General features: G+C 46.8%; 22 protein-coding genes. 3 read left to right on the top strand and 19 right to left on the bottom strand.

Features of this window, described 5'->3' with window-relative positions:
• Positions 1-1,008 carry a stage V sporulation protein AD gene (gene spoVAD, locus REC12_RS19475; RefSeq protein ID WP_308897544.1) on the bottom strand — a complete coding sequence of 336 codons (1,008 nt, stop codon included), beginning with the start codon at positions 1,006-1,008 and terminating at the stop codon, positions 1-3.
• 66 nt (positions 1,009-1,074) lie between these two features.
• Positions 1,075-1,542 (bottom strand): stage V sporulation protein AC, encoded by a 468-nt coding sequence (spoVAC, locus tag REC12_RS19470; RefSeq protein ID WP_308897374.1) that lies wholly within the window; start codon positions 1,540-1,542, stop codon positions 1,075-1,077.
• 292 nt (positions 1,543-1,834) lie between these two features.
• Between spoVAC and spoIIAA the strand changes: the two genes are divergently transcribed.
• From spoIIAA to sigF, 3 genes are read left to right on the top strand one after another with little or no spacing between them, the layout of a single operon-like run.
• Positions 1,835-2,179, top strand: a complete 345-nt coding sequence (gene spoIIAA, locus REC12_RS19465; RefSeq protein ID WP_308897372.1) for an anti-sigma F factor antagonist — start codon at positions 1,835-1,837, stop codon at positions 2,177-2,179.
• Positions 2,180-2,617, top strand: coding sequence for an anti-sigma F factor (gene spoIIAB, locus REC12_RS19460; RefSeq protein ID WP_308897371.1), 438 nt, complete (start codon positions 2,180-2,182; stop codon positions 2,615-2,617). It abuts the gene before it with no gap.
• Between the two features lie 11 nt (positions 2,618-2,628).
• Entirely contained in the window at positions 2,629-3,507 is an 879-nt protein-coding gene (gene sigF / locus REC12_RS19455; protein ID WP_308897369.1) for an RNA polymerase sporulation sigma factor SigF, read from the top strand.
• Here sigF and REC12_RS19450 read toward each other — a convergent pair.
• From REC12_RS19450 to REC12_RS19370, 17 genes are all read right to left on the bottom strand, one after another.
• Positions 3,504-4,652: a D-alanyl-D-alanine carboxypeptidase family protein gene (locus tag REC12_RS19450; RefSeq protein WP_308897367.1), complete on the bottom strand. Its 1,149-nt coding sequence runs from the start codon at positions 4,650-4,652 to the stop codon at positions 3,504-3,506. The genes sigF and REC12_RS19450 overlap by 4 nt on opposite strands.
• Positions 4,653-4,847: 195 nt before the next feature.
• The gene (locus REC12_RS19445) at positions 4,848-5,342 is read right to left on the bottom strand and encodes a CoA-binding protein (RefSeq protein WP_308897365.1); all 495 of its coding nucleotides are present in this window, start codon (positions 5,340-5,342) and stop codon (positions 4,848-4,850) included.
• Between the two features lie 123 nt (positions 5,343-5,465).
• Entirely contained in the window at positions 5,466-6,767 is a 1,302-nt protein-coding gene (locus tag REC12_RS19440) for a pyrimidine-nucleoside phosphorylase (protein WP_308897363.1), read from the bottom strand.
• An 18-nt stretch (positions 6,768-6,785) separates the two neighbouring features.
• The gene (locus REC12_RS19435; RefSeq protein ID WP_308897361.1) at positions 6,786-7,958 is read right to left on the bottom strand and encodes a phosphopentomutase; all 1,173 of its coding nucleotides are present in this window, start codon (positions 7,956-7,958) and stop codon (positions 6,786-6,788) included.
• A gap of 38 nt (positions 7,959-7,996) precedes the next feature.
• The gene (gene xerD, locus REC12_RS19430; RefSeq protein WP_308897359.1) at positions 7,997-8,899 is read right to left on the bottom strand and encodes a site-specific tyrosine recombinase XerD; all 903 of its coding nucleotides are present in this window, start codon (positions 8,897-8,899) and stop codon (positions 7,997-7,999) included.
• 84 nt (positions 8,900-8,983) lie between these two features.
• A complete protein-coding gene (locus REC12_RS19425) occupies positions 8,984-9,208 on the bottom strand; it encodes a hypothetical protein (RefSeq protein ID WP_308897357.1) in 225 nt (74 codons plus the stop codon).
• 117 nt (positions 9,209-9,325) lie between these two features.
• Positions 9,326-9,631 (bottom strand): hypothetical protein, encoded by a 306-nt coding sequence (locus REC12_RS19420; protein ID WP_308897355.1) that lies wholly within the window; start codon positions 9,629-9,631, stop codon positions 9,326-9,328.
• Between the two features lie 274 nt (positions 9,632-9,905).
• Positions 9,906-11,021, bottom strand: a complete 1,116-nt coding sequence (ald, locus tag REC12_RS19415) for an alanine dehydrogenase (protein WP_308897353.1) — start codon at positions 11,019-11,021, stop codon at positions 9,906-9,908.
• Positions 11,022-11,317: 296 nt separating this feature from the next.
• Complete coding sequence (locus tag REC12_RS19410; protein WP_308897351.1) at positions 11,318-11,917, bottom strand: stage II sporulation protein M; 600 nt, start codon at positions 11,915-11,917, stop codon at positions 11,318-11,320.
• Positions 11,918-11,947: 30 nt separating this feature from the next.
• Positions 11,948-13,117, bottom strand: coding sequence for an endonuclease Q family protein (locus tag REC12_RS19405; protein ID WP_308897349.1), 1,170 nt, complete (start codon positions 13,115-13,117; stop codon positions 11,948-11,950).
• Positions 13,114-13,653: an NUDIX domain-containing protein gene (locus tag REC12_RS19400; RefSeq protein ID WP_510167179.1), complete on the bottom strand. Its 540-nt coding sequence runs from the start codon at positions 13,651-13,653 to the stop codon at positions 13,114-13,116. The genes REC12_RS19405 and REC12_RS19400 overlap by 4 nt, the downstream gene beginning before the upstream one ends.
• A 112-nt stretch (positions 13,654-13,765) precedes the next feature.
• The gene (locus REC12_RS19395) at positions 13,766-14,314 is read right to left on the bottom strand and encodes a 2-oxoacid:ferredoxin oxidoreductase subunit gamma family protein (RefSeq protein ID WP_308897347.1); all 549 of its coding nucleotides are present in this window, start codon (positions 14,312-14,314) and stop codon (positions 13,766-13,768) included.
• Positions 14,314-15,063: a thiamine pyrophosphate-dependent enzyme gene (locus tag REC12_RS19390; RefSeq protein WP_308897345.1), complete on the bottom strand. Its 750-nt coding sequence runs from the start codon at positions 15,061-15,063 to the stop codon at positions 14,314-14,316. Before REC12_RS19390 ends, REC12_RS19395 begins: the two co-directional genes overlap by 1 nt.
• A complete protein-coding gene (locus tag REC12_RS19385; protein WP_308897343.1) occupies positions 15,060-16,133 on the bottom strand; it encodes a 3-methyl-2-oxobutanoate dehydrogenase subunit VorB in 1,074 nt (357 codons plus the stop codon). Before REC12_RS19385 ends, REC12_RS19390 begins: the two co-directional genes overlap by 4 nt.
• Positions 16,126-16,347, bottom strand: coding sequence for a 4Fe-4S dicluster domain-containing protein (locus tag REC12_RS19380; protein WP_308897341.1), 222 nt, complete (start codon positions 16,345-16,347; stop codon positions 16,126-16,128). Before REC12_RS19380 ends, REC12_RS19385 begins: the two co-directional genes overlap by 8 nt.
• Before the next feature lie 15 nt (positions 16,348-16,362).
• Entirely contained in the window at positions 16,363-17,073 is a 711-nt protein-coding gene (locus REC12_RS19375; protein ID WP_308897339.1) for a hypothetical protein, read from the bottom strand.
• 209 nt (positions 17,074-17,282) lie between these two features.
• Positions 17,283-18,350: a Leu/Phe/Val dehydrogenase gene (locus tag REC12_RS19370; protein ID WP_308897337.1), complete on the bottom strand. Its 1,068-nt coding sequence runs from the start codon at positions 18,348-18,350 to the stop codon at positions 17,283-17,285.
• Positions 18,351-18,404: the final 54 nt, after the last annotated feature.

The raw sequence follows: 18,404 nt of genomic DNA, 5'->3' as shown, positions 1-18,404 counted from the left end.
TCAGGCTTCAATAACGACCGCGTGTCCTATTCCCGGGATGGACTCTCCTTGCATTGCCGATGTCGGACTGTGTAAAGCGCCGCTCCCAACCAGCATGACTCGCTTCAGCTCTCCCGCTTTAAGTTTTTGCATAAGCTCTCCGGCAAAAACAACGGCGGAGCAGGCACAACCACTGGCTCCGGCATGAACATCCTGAGAGGCGTCAAAAATTCTGACACCACAGTCCGTAAAGCCCGTCCCCATCTCCAAACCGCTCTGTTTCAGTACTTCAGCGGCCAAAGCTAAACCTACCGTTCCTAAATCCCCGGAAGCTATTAAGTCGTAATCCTGAGCTTTACGCTGCAAATCTTGAAAGTGATTGAGAATCGTATCGGCAACGGCGGGAGCCATCGCCGCACCCATGTTGTTGGCATCGGTTTCCCCATAATCTATGACCCTGCCCAGGGTTGCCGCAGTAATTCTCGGCCCCGCACCTTGCTTGCCAAGAAGTACACTCCCTGCCCCCGTCACAGTCCACTGGGCGCTCATCGCCCTTTGACTGCCCTGTTCCGTCGGCAAACGAAATTGCCGTTCCGCGGTATCATGATGACTGGATACGCCAATGAGGACATTTTGTGCAAATCCACCGTCAATCAACATACTTCCCAGGGCCAGACTCAAGGCCATTGTTGAGCAGGCGCCATAGACGCCAATAAACGGCAGGGCAATTTGGCGCGCCGCCAGGTTCGAAGAGACAATTTGATTGAGCAAATCCCCTGCCAAGAGGAAATCAATTTGTTCCTTGGCCAGGCCCGATTGATCAATGCTCCCTTGCAGGGCTTCCTGGAGCATTTTGCTTTCCGCCAGTTCCCAGGACTTTTCGCCATTCAACTGGTCCTTCCACACATTGCTGAAAGTTTTTCCCAGAGGGCCTTGTCCTTCTTTAGGACCGACTACCGCATAAGACGCTAATATTACCGGAGGATTGGCAAATACCACGGTTTGGTTACCCTTTCGCCTTAAATCCATGTCAGGCATTCATCCCCCTTCATAGCCCATAATCAAAATTTTTCCGCTAAAAAACAATTCCATTCATCAACGCACAAAATAGAAAATAACCCCAATCACAATCGAGGTAGCAATGCCATAGACAAGGACAGGACCGGCAACCGTAAACAGCCTTGCCCCGACTCCTTGAACATATCCTTCACGTTTAAATTCCATGGCTGGAGAAACAATTGAATTGGCAAAACCTGTGACCGGGACAATCGAACCGGCTCCTGCAAATTTTCCAATCTCATCATAAACACCCAACCCCGTCAGTAAAGCACCTAAAAAGATCATTGTGGCCGTAGCCGCATTCGATGCTTCCAAGCGTGCCAAACCAAGAAACAAAAAGAAATTGACAATAACCTGACCCAGTGCACAAATAATTCCTCCAACAAAGAAAGCCCGCAACACATTTTTGGCTACGGTAGGTTTAGGCGTATACTTTTGCGCTAAGGTTTTATATTGTTGCGGAGAAACTGAAATAGTTGGGGGACGAAGATTTTGATCAGCCATCCAACTGCCTCCCTTATACAGACTAATTTGTATTATTAATGAAAAACGGCTAAATTATACTTATGTGCCCCAAAACCGCAGATATTTCGACAGAGCTTGCCAAGAATTCTTTAATCGCATTAGCAGGAAAATTATGGGTAACGACGAATTCCTTATTATACCATCTGGGACACTGTTAGCTGCAAACCTACATCACCATTGCTAAAAACTTTCGTTCTCTCCTTCGCTTCACCACTAGAATCAGACTTCAAGCACTTTCAGCTTATACGAATTTAATTTAGGGGGGATGGTCTTGAACCTTGAAAAAAAGATAGAGCGCCTTACCCTGTTCTTACGCTTAGACGGAGAACTGGACATGCACACTTCAGCCGCTGTGAGACAAGCTATAGACATCGAGATCGAAAAGAGGGGGATTCGCACGGTCATTCTCAACCTTCAGAACGTTCAATTCATCGACAGCTCCGGACTGGGAGTTATTCTTGGGAGGTACAAGAAGCTGCTGGCCCTAGGGGGGAAACTTAAAATCACAAATGTGCCTCCCAATGTTTACAAAATCATGGAATTGTCAGGATTGCCTAAAATCATCAGCTTCTATGAAGACGAAGCCCATGCTTATGAGGAAGGAAGGAGAGCGTAAATGAAATCGAATCAATTGGCCCTAACATTTTCGAGTATTGCCGAAAATGTCGGCATTGCACGGTTGCTCATTGCTTCAGTTGGAGGACAATTGGACCTGCCTCTCAACGACATCGAAGAATTAAAAGTTGCAGTCTCCGAGGCGGTTTCCAATGCCATCATCCACGGTTACCAAAATCAAGCAAACCGAATCGTTTATCTCAATTTGGAAGTCACCAGCGACACCCTCAAGATCGTTGTGAAAGATGAAGGATGTGGAATCCGGGATGTAGAGCAAGCCATGCAGCCTGCTTTCAGCACCGATCCCGAACGGATGGGCCTAGGCTTTGTCTTTATGCAATCCTTTATGGATGATCTCCAAGTCGATTCTGTTGTTAATGTAGGAACAACCGTGACAATGCTAAAGAAACTCCAACAATCATCCAGCGCGTCTCATTAGGAGGGCGTGATATGATTCAACGACTAACGGATATGAATCTTCCTCACTTTCCCCTGCTCTCTGATCAAGAGATGATGGAGAGCCTCCGCGCTGCCAAGGAAGGAGATACTGAAGCGCGTGAGCGTTTAATTAACTGCAACTTGAAGCTTATTTTTAATCTTGTTCAGCGCTTTGCTCACCGCGGCTATGAAATGGAAGACCTTTTTCAAATCGGAACAATAGGTCTCATAAAAGCAATCGATAAATTTGATTTCTCCTATGGTGTAAAGTTTTCAACTTACGCAGTGCCGATGATCATCGGAGAAATCCGCCGTTTTCTCCGTGACGATCACCCTTTGAAAGTTCCTCGTTCCTATAAAGAATTAGTGTACAAAGTAAATCGCTCCCGGGATGAACTTTCTGCCTCATTAGGCCGTGAGGCAACTATCGGAGAAATCGCCGAGAACATTGGGGTTGAACGGGATGAGATCGTCGCCGCCTTGGAAGCCATTCAAAGTCCTACTTCCATTTATGATACCCTCTATCAGGATGACTCCGATCCCATCTATGTTCTCGATCAGCTCTCCACCGAAAAGGGGCCTGATCCTAGTTGGTTTGACAAAATTGCCCTCAATGAAGTTTTGGATAAATTGCCCGAACGGGAAAAACGTGTCCTTTTAATGCGTTTTTACGAAGATAAAACCCAGAGTCAAATCGCCAGTCTCTTAAATCTATCGCAAGTTCAAATTTCCAGGATTGAGCGGGCGGCTCTCCTAAGGATTCGCGAACTATCCCAAATTGACGAACCCTCTGTCTCTGACTCCAAATTTGCGCCTGATGATGCGGCAACCAAAGCAAAATCAAATTCTAAGCCTGATTCGGAGACGTCATCCAAGAAACGGTCGGATTAATACCCTATGACTCCCCGCAGAGTGCGTTTCATTTGATCCGCCAAGCCGGCTTTGGCAACAGAATTCTCCGCAATTAAATTGACACTTGATTGCAAAACGTCATTGCGGTAGAGCAGAACTTCGCCTAATTTTTGCCCTTTTTGAATCGGAGCACTTATTTCTGGGTTGAGCTTAGTTTCGACCCAGAAATTTTTATCATTTCCTTTTTCCGTCGTAGCACCCAAGGCTTTTTCCGTAACTGCGTTTACCTCATCTGCCACCCCTTTGTGAACTTTGACAACTCCTTGTTTTTGGCCGGCAGGAGCAAATGCTTTAAACTGATATTTGGCAAAACCATAATTATAGATTTTCATGGATTCCGCAAAATGCCCGCGAACTTGCGGTACGCCCATGACAACACAAATCAGCCTTAAGCCGTTTCTCTCAACGGTAGAAGCAAGACAGTATTTAGCTTCATTGGTCCAGCCGGTTTTAAAGCCATCCGTCCCCGGATACCACCAAAGAAGTTTATTCGTATTCCACAGCTTGAATTTGCCGTCGCGCAAATCATACTCTTTAATACTGGTTAATTTCCGAATCAGCGGATATTTAAGAGTTTCTCTGGCAATCACGGCCAGATCATAGGCACTTGTATAATGTCCCTCGGCCGGTAAGCCATAGGCATTGACAAAATGTGTATTTTTCAGACCTAGGGCCTGGGCTTTGCGGTTCATTTCTTCCACAAAGGCTTCATGAGTCCCATCAATATGTTCCGCTACAGCAACACAGCCATCGTTTGCCGAACCTACGGCGATGGCGATTAACAGTTGTTCCAAAGTGAGAGTTTCTCCGGGTTCAAGGTAGATTTGCGATCCGCCTAATTTACTGGCGTTCTCACTGGCAGTCACTTTATCCGTTAATTTAACTTTCCCGGACTCAACGGCTTCTGCCGCCACAAGCAAAGTCATGAGCTTAGTAACACTTGCCGGCGGCAATTCTTTATGGGAATCCTTTTCATAAAGAACCCGGCCGGAAGCGGCATCCATCAAAATAGCACTCGCAGCATCGGTTTCAATCTCCGCTCCTAATACAGTTCGGACATTGGCGAAGCCTATGTTGCCGAGCACAAGCATTAAAGCAAGAACAATGGCTAATCCTTTTCGCATTTTGACTCCTCCTCGCTAAATTTGATGTTATTATTCCCGAAAAGGAAAATTATATCGGATATAGGGTTAAATCGCTTAAAGAAGCAGCGCTATCCGGACAAAACATAAAAAGCCTTCAGATCTGCCGAATGGCAATCTAAAGGCTTAGTGCTATAAGCAATAACGTTGTCCGTAAAAAATAGTTATTCCAGCTTTTCAACGCAGACCAAATCGTTTCGAGGGAACTTTAAGATCCTCTAAACCGTGCCAGTAACACGGATTAAGATAGCGCAAACTCAAGGGAGGATATATTTTATGTCTAAGAACACATCCTCGAAAAACTTGAATTCCCAGTTCCTCGCATTCCTGCTGCAAGGCCGGACTCCATGTCTGCTCTTGAAACCAGATTTTACCCGCTCCCGACATTGAAGCCTCTGAAACAAGAGAAACCAAGGCCTCCGGCAATAAGCAGGGCACGATGACCGTTACTCTATCCTTGAGTTCTGTGATATTGGCATAAACTTTACTGCCGTCAAGTCGTTTTAAATCTTCTGCTACAGGATAGACTAAACAGCCAAATTCTTTCAAAGCCCGCCAAACCTTCCAGGCATGTTTATGCTTCTTAAATTTCGGGACACTCCCCAGAACCGCGTAGGCATCTCCTGTAGTCAGCCCTTCAGCGAAGGGATAAATGGTTTTCTCCCGTGCCATGAACTTTCCCCCTTACCTGCACCTTATCTATCATATACATCAGGACAGGGAATTTATGAATATTTCGCGGGAACCTTCATGGGCAAAAGAGCTTTGCGCTGAGGGGGAGGCAAGAAGCATTTTTTACTGTATTATCTCATGAATGTAATTACTGAGTTTTATTTCCCCGGTACTAAAGGAATAGGATCTTTGACATATGGCAATAGCTTCCTGAGCGTTTGCGGAATTCGTATGCAAAATGCAAAGAACGTCTCCCTTGTCAACCTTGTCTCCAACTTTTTTCAGCATGGTAACTCCTGCCGAGAAGTCGATAACATCATCTTTCTTTGCTCTCCCTGCCCCGAGCAGCATAGCCGTCAGCCCAATTTTCTCGGCATCAATCGCGGAAACATATCCACTCTCTGAAGACCTGACTTCAATATGATACTTACTTTGGGGAAGCATATTGGGATTGTCAATAACTTCGGGGTTTCCGCCTTGAATGCGAACTAATTCCTTAAACTTTTCGACTGCACGGCCTGATTTAATGATTCGGTCAAGTTCAGCATAAGCGGTGGCAAAGTCTTCAAAAACCCCACCCAAAATCGCCATGTAGGAGGCTAAGGTTAAAGCTATTGTTGTCTCGTCTTCCGCTCCTTCCCCTTTTAAAATTTGAATTGCCTCTTTGACTTCATTGGCATTTCCCACTTCGTGTCCAAGGGGCTGGCTCATATCTGTGACAATTGCTATTGTCTTTTTGTTTAAGGATTTGCCGATTTCCACCATAGTCCTGGCCAATTCAACTGCTTCAGCGATTGATTTCATAAAGGCGCCGGAACCGACCTTAACATCTAAAACAATGCAGTCGGCACCGGAGGCTATTTTTTTACTCATGATACTGCTGGCAATCAAAGGTATACTGTCTACCGTTGCAGTCACATCCCTAAGAGCATAAATCTTTTTGTCTGCCGGAGTTAAATTAGAACTCTGACTCACTATGGCCATTTTATGTCTATTGACATTTTCGATAAATGTTTCTTTATCCAACACCGTTTTAAAGCCTTCTATGGACTCAAGCTTATCGATCGTGCCACCCGTATGACCCAGCCCCCTGCCGGACATTTTGGCAACCGGTACTCCTACAGAGGCGACAAGAGGGATAATGACGAGGCTGAGTTTATCCCCTACTCCTCCGGAAGAATGCTTGTCAACCTTAATCCCCTGAATGGATGACAAATCATTTTTATCGCCGGAATTCACGAAGGCCAAGGTCAGGTCGGCAATCTCTCTTTTAGCCATGCCTTTAAAGTAAACAGCCATCAGAAAAGCCGACACCTGGTAATCGGGAATTTCACCGTTTACGTATCCCTGAACGACAAAATCGATCTCGTCCTGACTAAGAATTCCGCCGTGTTTCTTTTTTTCAATAACATCCACCATTCTCATGAACAAAGACTCCCATCCTCAATTTTTGCGAATTTTGGGCCAGAAACTTGTCCCCACAGCCAAAGGCTCGGTCCCTAAAAACTCCGCGACGGTTGCTCCCAAATCGGCGAAGGTTGATCTCAGGCCTAAATTCAGGCCGCTTTTTATCGTCTGACCGTAAACAAGCAAGGGGACATATTCCCGCGTATGATCCGTTCCCGGCAGCGTTGGATCGCAGCCATGATCGGCCGTAATGATCAGCAAGTCATCGGAGCGCAAACGGGCCAACAGTTCCGGCAAACGCCGGTCAAAGTCTTGCAGGGCGCCGGCATATCCTGGCGCATCATTGCGGTGCCCATAGACCATATCAAAATCCACGAGATTGGTCATAATCAAACCGCTGCCGGTTGTTGCCATGTAATCTAAGGTTTTATCGACACCCTCCATGTTGTTCTTCGTCGCTATAAAATCCGTAATTCCCCTGCCTGCATAAATATCATGGATTTTCCCCACCGCATTGACCGCGAGACCTCTATCGACGATACAATCTAATAAGGTTTTGCCGGGAGGCTGCAAAGCAAAATCATGACGATTCGAGGTACGATAAAACTGACCGGCTTGTCCTGAAAAAGGACGGGCAATTACCCGGCCCACTTGTAATTCAGCCGTTAACATTTCACGGGCAAGTTGGCAATAACGCATAAGTTCCGGCAAGGGAACAACGTTTTCGTGAGCAGCCACTTGAAAGACCGAATCGGCTGAAGTATACACAATGGGCTTGCCTGTCCGCATATGTTCTTCTCCCAAACGCTGAATGATTTCAGTGCCTGAAGCTACTTCATTCCCGATCACGCCTCGGCCGATAGCCCGCTCGTAACGCTGAATAAACTCCGGAGGGAAGCCCTGGGGAAAGGTCGGCAGGGCCCTTTTCAGAATGACCCCGGCTATCTCCCAATGCCCGCTGGTCGTGTCCTTGCCCAAAGAAACCTCGGCCATTTTGCCGTAATTCCCCATAGGCTGTGCCTGGGGCGGAATCCCCGGGATCTCTTCGATGTTGCCTAAACCAAGCCTGGCCAAATTGGGCAGCTCCAGTCCCCCCACATGCCTGGCAATATTGCGCAAAGTGTGACTTCCCACATCCCCATAGTTGCCGGCATCCGGCATTTCTCCGATACCCACACTATCTAAAACAATAATAATACTGCGTGTCATAGTCTAACCTCCCAACATTTATCCCATTAAACAACAACTCATGATGACCCATCAGCGCGCGGATGCGATTTTTTGAAAACATCCAACAAGCGTTTCCTTGTCAAATGAGTATATATTTGAGTCGTAGCAATGTCTGCATGTCCCAACAGTTCTTGCACCGAACGCAAATCGGCACCATGATCCAGCAGGTGAGTTGCAAAACTGTGCCGAAACATATGGGGCGAAATTGCTCCCCTAACCTCATGAGCTGCTCCCCATTTTTTAAGAATAAAGGTCACCCCTTGACGCGTCAGGGGAGATCCATGGGCATTTAAAAATAAGATATCCGTCGTTTTCTTGCCGCCTAAACGCTTTCTCGGACCGTCAATATAACTCTTGACAGCCCGTATAGCAGGCTCTCCTAAAGGCACAATCCGTTCCTTATTTCCTTTGCCCAGGCAGCGGATATACCCTACATCCAGTGCTACATCGCTAACTTGGAGATTTATCAATTCCGAAACCCTCAGGCCGCTGCCATAGAGAATTTCCAACATTGCCAAATCCCGCAAGGCAAAATCAGAACTTTCATTTGCTTTTAATAGTGTATCCATTGTCCTTTCGGACAACACTTTCGGAAGAGATTGGTTTAACTTTGGCGTTACGAGATAAGTACTCGGATTATCCTTGCGCTGTCCTTCATCCCACATAAAGGCAAAAAAGCCTCGCAAGGTGGCATTACACCTAGCAATGCTTCGCGGGGATTTGCCCTGCTCTTTCCACTGAAAAAGGAATAAAAAAAGGTCATTGGATTCGCATTGGAAAACATCAGTTCCCCGCCGCTCCAGAAAAATGAAAAGCTGCCGCAGATCACGTTCATAGGATTGCCGGGTGTTCAGAGAAAGCCCTCGCTCAACATGCAGAAATGTCAAATACTGCTTCAAAAGCTGTTCCATGGAGGTCATAGAATCTCCCCCTTTTAGACTAAGGTTTCAATTCTACACGGACAGGCGCTTTTCCTTGTTCACCCTCGATTCTCAAGGAAATTATCACTCTTTCCGGGAAACCGGGAACAACTGCAGCACAGACTTAGTCCAATCCGGAGCTTCGACCCGCATAGGGTTGCCCATCGGTTTGTGATCATCATGCAGCAGCGACGAAATCCAAATATTGCACACTGCTGCTAACCTCGGCAGCAGTACGGCGAGGATAATCAGGAGGAGAAATACTCTTCCCAAATACAAGAAAAAATCTCTCCATTGTTTTTTCGGCATGAAACTCCCCCCTATCCTTAAAACTTATGCATCTCCCGCTTGTCCTTATCCCCCCAAAAGTAAGGACCGGTATGTTTACCCGGTCCCAGTAATTCTTTATCCGCTGACTAATCCGCTTTAATAATGTCTTACCGGCAAATCATAACGCGGATTAAATGGCTGAGGAATGCCCATTTTCCGTTCCAACCTCTGTAACCAGTCCGGCTCAAAATTTTCTTCGAAGAGTTCCCACCAGATCGGTTCCCTCCCGGGCAAAAAGCCAAGGCGTTTCTCCATAGTTTCGATCCAAGGGGGTTCAAACTGTTCTTCAAATTGTTCCCACCAAGCGGGTTCGTAGCCGCCCGTATAATTTAAAGGGTACCAGTGGACTTGATGCGGATAATGTCCATATATAGGAACCATCTGCGTATGCGTATGAGTCAATGCCTTTCACTCCCTTAACGGCTCGTAAAATTATAATGCAATTCATATTCCCATTATATTCCTGTGAATAATGAGTGAAAGTTGGCCTTTTTAAAAGCTTTATAATTGAATCAAAAGAAGTGGCGCAAAATTGCAGGAGCCCCAAGGCGATACTACAACAACACACTCTATTCGCGCGCCCGGCACTAAAAAGAGTGGAACTCGGTTTAAACGAGTTCCACTCTGATAAATTCTCCCTCTAGACTAAGACGCTAAATCCTCAAAGAGGACTGCATTAGAGCAAGGCTTCTTCCAAAGGAGTATACATGATGTTTAAAGACTCAGCTACGGCTTTATAAGTTAATTTACCGTTAATAACGTTAATACCTTTGCGTAAAGAGCGATTTTCCTGTATTGCTTTGAAATATCCTTTATTGGCAATGTCTAAAGCGTAGCCTAAGGTGACATTCGTCAAAGCAAAGGTTGATGTCCGGGCCACGGCTCCAGGCATGTTGGCTACGGAATAATGCACCACGCCATGCTTGAGGTAGACAGGATCGCTATGTGTCGTCACCCGGTCAATGGTTTCAATACTTCCGCCTTGGTCAACAGCCACATCGACGATCACGCTTCCGGGAGTCATGGTTTTTACCATTTCTTCCGTAACGAGGTGCGGAGCGCGGGCACCAGGAATAAGCACAGCTCCGACCAGCAAATCCGCCCGAGCGACACTAACGGCAATATTAAAGGGATTCGACATCAGAGTTTTAACCCGGCCATTGAAAAGATCGTCAATCTCCCGCAGCCGTTGCGCGCTTTTTTCAATCACAATAACATTGGCACCAAGTCCAACCGCCATTTTTGCCGCATTCGTGCCTACAATTCCTCCGCCGATAATCGTAACTTTGGCCGGTGACACTCCCGGAACCCCTCCCAAAAGCATGCCTTTGCCACCGTAATGCTTCTCTAGAAATTGTGCCCCGATTTGGATTGACATACGTCCAGCCACTTCGCTCATAGGAACAAGCAGAGGCAAGGAACCATTGTCCAGCTGAATCGTCTCGTAAGCAATACCAACGACTTGTTTTTCCATAAGTGCTTTGGTCAGTTCCAATTCATTAGCCAAATGTAAGTAAGTAAACAAGATTTGTCCCGGCTTGAAATTATCATACTCAGAAGCTAAGGGCTCTTTAACTTTAATAATCATATCCGCGTTCCAGACGTCGGCCGCAGAATCCAAAATTTGGGCACCAGCCGCAACATACTCTTGGTCGGTGATCCCACTGCCTTCACCGGCGGACTTTTCGACAACAACCTGATGCCCAGTCAGAGCAAAAGCATGGACACCCGCGGGCGTAATAGCTACACGATTTTCATTGTTTTTAATCTCTTTCGGTACTCCAATCAGCATAATGCAAACCTCCATCTTCATCATTAGTCCTTGCTTTTGCTATTATAATGCAAATATCGTGCCAGAAGCAAGCAAATAAATAGTTTAGCAGGCAAATCCCTTGGGCAGAAAGAATTTGTTTGAATTATCAGGCTTTCGCATAGGCCAAGCACTCCGGTACTGCTTTAAAGGCACTGATTAACTCTGCATAAATATGCATGCAAATTTAATCAGTGCATAATTTTGCAGATTTACATGTCCCTCTGAACAAAGCGAGCAAATTTCACATTATCGGACAATCTAAGCGTTTTGGGGGCCTACAAACCCAAAACCCTAATGCCCAACACTGAAAAATACCCTTGAGTCACGCCCACAAAAGCCGCACCCAAGGAAACAAAAGCGGCGGCGGCAGTATAGTACAAAAACTCTCTGCGCAGAGATTCTCCCCTCGCCTTCCCTCTGAGCAATAAAAAGGAAAAGATTGTCGCCAAACCGGCTCCTAAAAGTAATAAAGGAGTCCCTAAGAGGGCAGGAATCAAAACGGAAGTCAGAATTAAACCAAGCCCCAATATTCCTTTAAAACCAATGATAAAACTAATCGTAAACCCAAGAATAAAACCCCGGGTAAAAACGATGAGGTAAATTAATGGGGCTCCGATAATAGTAAGCCCTAAAATCCAGATCCCGGCCATTACTATAAACATGTCTCTCGCCAATTGTCCGAGAAAGGTTGGATTTAAAGCCGCCGGCTGATTTTGCAAAAGCGTATCCAGAAATTTCCCCAGCTGGGATATCGCCGAATCTCCCAAGGCTTTGACTCCCAGCACCCCAAACACCACTCCCGCTAAGTAGACGATCGAAAGCGTAAGGTAGATTACCCAGTATTTACAAATATGTTCATTTAATTGTCTCCACATGCCTACTCCCCCCATCCTTTCTATGGAATTTTATTCCTCTTTAGGGGAAAGTATGTCCACAACTCTGCCAAATACACCTCCTCCACCGGAAAGAAACTTCAGTTCATTACCTCGGGCTTTCAATATCCAGCTTGTCACTTTTTCTCCGGCTATAGGCAGCAAATCTTCTGGAGGAACGTCATGCAGGATTGTCATTTCAGTTCCGAAAGATTTTAATAATCTCTGATACATTTTAGGCCCAATTCCCGGGAGCTGTTGAAGCGAAACCTGATAGACATAGCCGGAAGGATCATGATTTTCCGCTTCCTTATCAGCGATGCTCAGCAACCGGTCTAAGACTCCCATCACGACATGCTGGCTTCCACAAGACGGGCAGGATAACTGAGGCGGGGAAGCCAAGACAACGCGTTCACACTGCAAGCAATAGGTCCGATGATATTTGCCCGCCTGAGGGGGCAGCCCATAATTGCGAACGGCATTGGGAGGCTTTTTCTGTAATAAATCCCACAGCCCGCCGAAAGAAGGCTCAACGCCTGTCAAAGAATTGTATTCCCGGGCGATATTTGCCAGGGAGTGAGCATCTGAGTTGCTGAATAAAACAACCGCTTCCAGCTCATTGATGCTTTTGGCCATAGCTCGATCAGCGCTTAAGCCAATTTCCAGAGCCTGGGGCATCATTGGCAAAACATCCTTAAGCCGGCGGCAGCAGTTTCCATAAATTCCTTTATGGGGAGTAAAAGCATGAGCCGGAAACCATATTCCTTCCGCCCCTTGTACAGCCTTTAGCCAGGTATCAGCAGAAACATACGCCTTTTGGGTACTGAGCTGCCAATTTTTTGTAGTTGGCTTTAATTCCCGGACATATTTCTTTACCTGTTCAAGAGAGGGAAAATAGGCCAGAAAATGAGCACTCCCCCCGCCTATTTGCAATTCGATTTCGTGTCCGGGAATGATTGTTAAACCTCCGGCCAGATATCCGCCTCCGGCCAGCGGCTGAAGCTGCCCGGAGGCTAACAGGGCTTTAAAGTCCTCTTGAACGCCTGAAGAATGGGCATCGACAATCCCGATAAGGTTCAGACCCTTAATATCACGGGCAACGTTCAAAATATTCGGCAATGTCAAGGATTTTGAAGCGGTAATTTTGACAGCTTTCCCATCCAGGCTTTGCCCGATGTGAATATGCAAATCGGCATAAATCATTCAATCTTCCCCTGAACAAGCAAAATTCCCAATACAGTTTTGGCATCGTTAAACTCATTTTGCCGGACACGCTTAAGAGCTTCCTGCCAAGGGATTTTCTCGACATCTAAAAATTCGTCCTCGTCCGCCGTCAGTGGGTCCCAGACCAGATCCCGAGCCAAAAAAAGATGCATCACTTCATCCGAAAAACCCGGTGTTGTATAAAATGTCCCCATAGGTTCCATAACTCCACGGTAGCCCGTTTCCTCCCGAAGTTCCCGAATCGCACAGGCTAAAGGGGATTCATGCGGATCGATTTTTCCGGCAGGAATTTCTAAAGTTTCCTGTGCGATTGCATAACGATATTGCCGCACTAAAAGAATCTCCTGATCCTGCAAAGCGACGATGGCAACTGCTCCCGGATGCCTTACTACTTCACGCGACGCCTCCACACCATTGGGCAGCAAAACTCTATCCCGTTCCAAACGAAGCATCCGCCCTGCAAAAAGCACTTCACTCTCGATCCGTGTTTCAGACAATTTTTGCTTATCCTTCACAACCAATCCTTCTTTCCGACCATTTAATCATAGTTTACTCCAATTGCACCCTCAAATACAAAAAAGCAGCTAAACAATAACTAGCTGCTTTCCAAACACTTTGCTTTTTATATTAAAGAGCCTTTAAGGCTAAGTCTATTCCCAACTCCAAGGCTTGACGGTTAAGAGGGATCAGATGATGCCGATAGTCCGGCAAGACTTTTTTGAGAGCTCCTATGACTGATTCAAGATTCACGGCACCTGTCAATTGAACAAAGGCCCCAAGAATAATCATATTGGCCACACGGGTATTGTTCAATTTTTCACTGGCAATTTCCATAGCCGGGATTTTTAAAACACTCAGATCCCGCCGCTGCGGCTCCAGATCGACAAAGGAAGAATTGAGAAGAATCCACCCATTAGGTTGGACATCTTTTTCAAATTTCTCCAGAGAGGGACGATTCAGGACAATTAAGGTGTTTGGTTCTGTAATAATGGGAGAACTAACCTCTTCATCGGATATTGTAACGGAACAATTTGCCGTTCCCCCTCTCATTTCAGGACCGTAAGAAGGAATCCAACTGACAAACTTATTTTCCTCCAGGCCTGCATAAGCAAGCAGCTGACCCATGGACATAACCCCTTGCCCGCCAAAGCCCGCCAGGATAATTTCTTGCAGCATCAGATTTTCCCCTCCTCGACTGTTTTCTTGACGCCAAGGGGGTAAACGGGAATCATGTTCTCGACCAACCAGCGCAACGCTTCTTTCGGAGTAAAGCCCCAGTTGGTTGGGCAGGTGGACAACACTTCAACCAAGGTAAATCCCCGCCCTGCTATTTGCAATTCGAAAGCCGTCTTTATGGCTTTTTTAGCCTTAAGAACCTCCTGAGGGTTGTGCACGGATACACGGGCAATATAGGCGGAGCCTTCAATTGTAGCCAAAAGTTCCGACATGCGAATAGGGTACCCCTGGGTCGAGGGATCTCTGCCTTGCGGCGAAGTTTGACTTACTTGGTTAAGAATGGTTGTCGGTGCCATTTGCCCCCCTGTCATACCGTAAATCGCATTGTTGACAAAGATTGTCGTAAATTTCTCGCCTCTGGCGGCGGCGTGAATGATTTCAGCGGTGCCGATGGAGGCAAGATCGCCGTCACCCTGATAGGTGAAAACTATCTTATCCTGGTGAACCCGTTTAATTCCGGTAGCCACCGCAGGAGCCCGGCCATGGGCAGCTTCCTGCATGTCCAAATTAAAGTAATTATAGGCCAAAACCGAACATCCCACCGGACAAACCCCGATCGTCTTTTCCCGGATCCCCAGCTCATCAATCACTTCGGCAACAAGGCGGTGGATAATCCCGTGGGTACAGCCCGGACAATAGTGAGTCTTAGCTGAGGTCAGTGACTCTGGTCGTTCGAAAACAGTGATCATGCGTCTTCCCTCCTTTGCTCAACATTCAGCCAGCGTTCAACCTCTTCCATAACAGCACGGGTCGTGGGAACCATACCTCCGACACGTCCGTAAAAATGAACGGGCACCTTAAATTCCAAGTTATAGCGAACATCTTCGACAAGTTGTCCCAGGCTCATCTCAACAGTCAAAACATGGCTGGCCTGCCGACAGGCTTCCTGAAGCGCCTGCTTGGGAAAAGGGAATAAGGTGATAGGCCGGAATAAGCCGACTTTCAATCCCCGTCTTCTTGCTTGATCGACAACCGCTTTGGCAACCCGGGCCGAAGAGCCATAGCCAACAAGCACTAACTCGGCGTCATCCGTCTTATAATTCTCCCACAAAACCTCTTTACCCATCCGTGTGTATTTCTCTTGCAGGTGAAGGTTATGTTTTTCAAGCTCACTCGGGTCCAAAAATAAAGAATTTATAAGGTTGGGATTTCTCCCCTTGGCACCCGTGGTAGCCCAAGGCTTGGAGGGGATTTCCGGCATCTTGCTTTCGGACGGCAATTCGACTGCTTCCATCATTTGACCGAGAATTCCATCTCCCAGGATCATCACAGGATTGCGATATTCATCGGCTAAAGCAAAGGCTTTTCCCATCAAATCCACCATTTCTTGAATTGTAGCCGGAGCTAAAACGAGCAATTTATAATCCCCGTGCCCGCCGCCTTTAACCGCTTGAAAATAATCGGACTGAGCCGGCTGAATACTGCCGAGTCCCGGACCTCCCCGCTGCATATTGACAATAACACAGGGCAGTTCCGCTCCGGCGATATAGGTTATTCCTTCCTGTTTAAGACTTATTCCCGGGCCTGAAGAAGAGGTCATAACCCGCGCTCCGCTTCCGGCTGCGCCATAGACCATATTAATAGCTGCAATTTCAGACTCAGCCTGGACAAATACTCCGCCTACTTCAGGAAGGCGTTTCGCCAAATAATGGGGGATCTCATTTTGAGGGGTAATCGGATATCCAAAAAAGAAGCGGCAGCCGGCACGAACTGCCGCTTCTCCCAGAGCTTCATTTCCTTTCATGAGCACTTTAGCCATTTCCTTTTTCCTCCTTTCGCACCGTGATCACGACGTCCGGACACATCCTGGCACAAAAACCGCAGGAAATACATTTTTCCTGGTCGAGAACAACAGCAGGATGAAAGCCCATGACATTTAAATGCTCAGCCATACTCACTAGATGTTTGGGGCAAGCGTCCGTGCAGAGTTCACAGCCTTTACACCGGTCTTCATCGAACTCAACCTTAAGCATTTCATATCTCTCCTTTTAAGACGACTTCAAGGGCAGTTCAATTTGAAAAACTTGTCCTTCTTCCTGCTCCCAAGGGGGAAGAAGGTAATTTTTTAGCTTTAGGAGCGGTCCTTCGATCTCAGAGGCCAGATCGTCCGCATAATTTTCTGTTAGGGACGTCAACACGATGGGTAACTCCAAAGCCGCAGCCATCTTCCGCACAACTGAAAGGCCGGAGTGCAAATCCTCCAGGGAAGTTGATTGCCCAAGGTTCGGGTTACTGATAATACCGGTTATTTTCAGACGGGAGGCGGCTTCTATCTCGGCTCGCATCGTCCTAACGGAAAATTCATCTCTTGTAAAGGGCCGAAAAGGATTTAAAACCAGAAACATTTCATAGCTCTTGTTTTTAAGTAATTGAGCAAAAGCGCCTAAAGCCGTTGCCCCCATGGGATCTCCCCCGACATCACACAATATCCTTCCCTCTGCACTCGTCAAGGCACCTAACACTTTCGGGCTCATTACAGGCAGATCGGCATTTTCCAAATCTCCACCGGGTGTAATTAAGTGTATTCCTGTCTTATGAAGAAGGTGATGAACTTCTCGTGAACGAAAATAAGGCTTGACGATATCCAGGTCCGCCAGATGAACCGTCACGCCTTGCTGGGCATAGGCCAAAGCGCGGTTAAGAACAACTTCTGTTTTACCGCTGCCGAAATGTCCGGTATATATTTCTATCCGGGCCATTCCTCACCCCTCCTTCCCTGTAGAGATTTACTACTTAAAGAGGTGCCATCCCAAAACTGGTCAGGCACCTATTATTTTATTGTCAAAATCTATAACTTTGATACATAGTTTCTTCCGGCATAAGAGCAAACCAGGCAGCTGCCTGCGCCAGAGGGTCCCTTCCCGCCATGCTTGACTTCAGGAACACTTGGGCATCCGGTCTTCTGTGCTTATTTTCTTAAATAGTTGGAACGAATTTGCCCTAAGCGTTGGATTCTTTGCTCAGCCATACGATCGGCAGCCTTATAGGTGGGAATATTCATTTGCTTAGCGATTTGCAAGACTTTGGCAACATTATCATAGACCATTTCAACCTTTTGCAAAGCTCTTTGGTAATTATATCCTTCCAACTCATCAGCTACGTTAATAACACCGCCCGAATTAATGACATAATCCGGCGCATAGAGGATTCCCAGTTCATGGAGTTTATCCCCGTGGCGTTCTTCTTTAAGCACATTATTCGCCGCTCCGGCGATCACCTTAAATTTAAACTGGGGAATGGTTTCATCATTGACAACTGCCCCCATGGCACAAGGAGCATAGATATCGGCCTCAACTCCAAAAATTTCGTCAGGACGCACGACGGTGGCTTCAATTTCATCGGTCAGATGTTTTATGGCATCTTCGTGAATGTCTGTAACGACAAGCTTGGCACCTTCTTCATGCAAATGCTTGGCCAAATAGTAACCGACATGTCCCAACCCCTGGATTGCCACCGTCTTTCCGCGCAGAGAATCGTCCCCAAAAGCCTCTTTGGCCGCAGCCTTCATCCCTTTCCAAACTCCTCTTGCCGTCATAGGAGAGGGATCACCGGAAGCCCCGGAAGAAGAAGCCCCTGTTACAAACTCAGTCTCGAGATGCACCCAATCCATATCGCGTACCGACGTTCCCACATCTTCCGCAGTGATATATCTTCCATTTAAGGATTGTACGTATCGTCCAAAGGCGCGGAATAATTCCTCAGTTTTCTGAGTACGGGAATCCCCAATGATAACAGTTTTCCCACCGCCGAGATTTAACCCGGCCGCGGCGTTTTTATACGTCATCCCTCGCGCCAGCCGCAAAGCATCAAGAATTGCCTCTTCTTCGCTGGCGTAATTCCACATCCGTGTTCCCCCAAGTGCCGGCCCTAAGGTTGTGTCATGAATACAAATAATTGCTTTTAAACCCGATGTCTGATCCTGACAAATCACTAATTGTTCGTAATCGTATTTTTCTAAGTATTCAAAAATCTCCACTGTCGCTCCTCCTTAGGTCTTTTAAAGTTTCCTGGCTAAAACAACTTGCAATAA

The organism is Candidatus Desulfosporosinus nitrosoreducens, from assembly GCF_030954495.1.
Lineage (GTDB): Bacteria > Bacillota > Desulfitobacteriia > Desulfitobacteriales > Desulfitobacteriaceae > Desulfosporosinus > Desulfosporosinus nitrosoreducens.
This window is presented reverse-complemented; position numbering and strand designations above follow the sequence as displayed.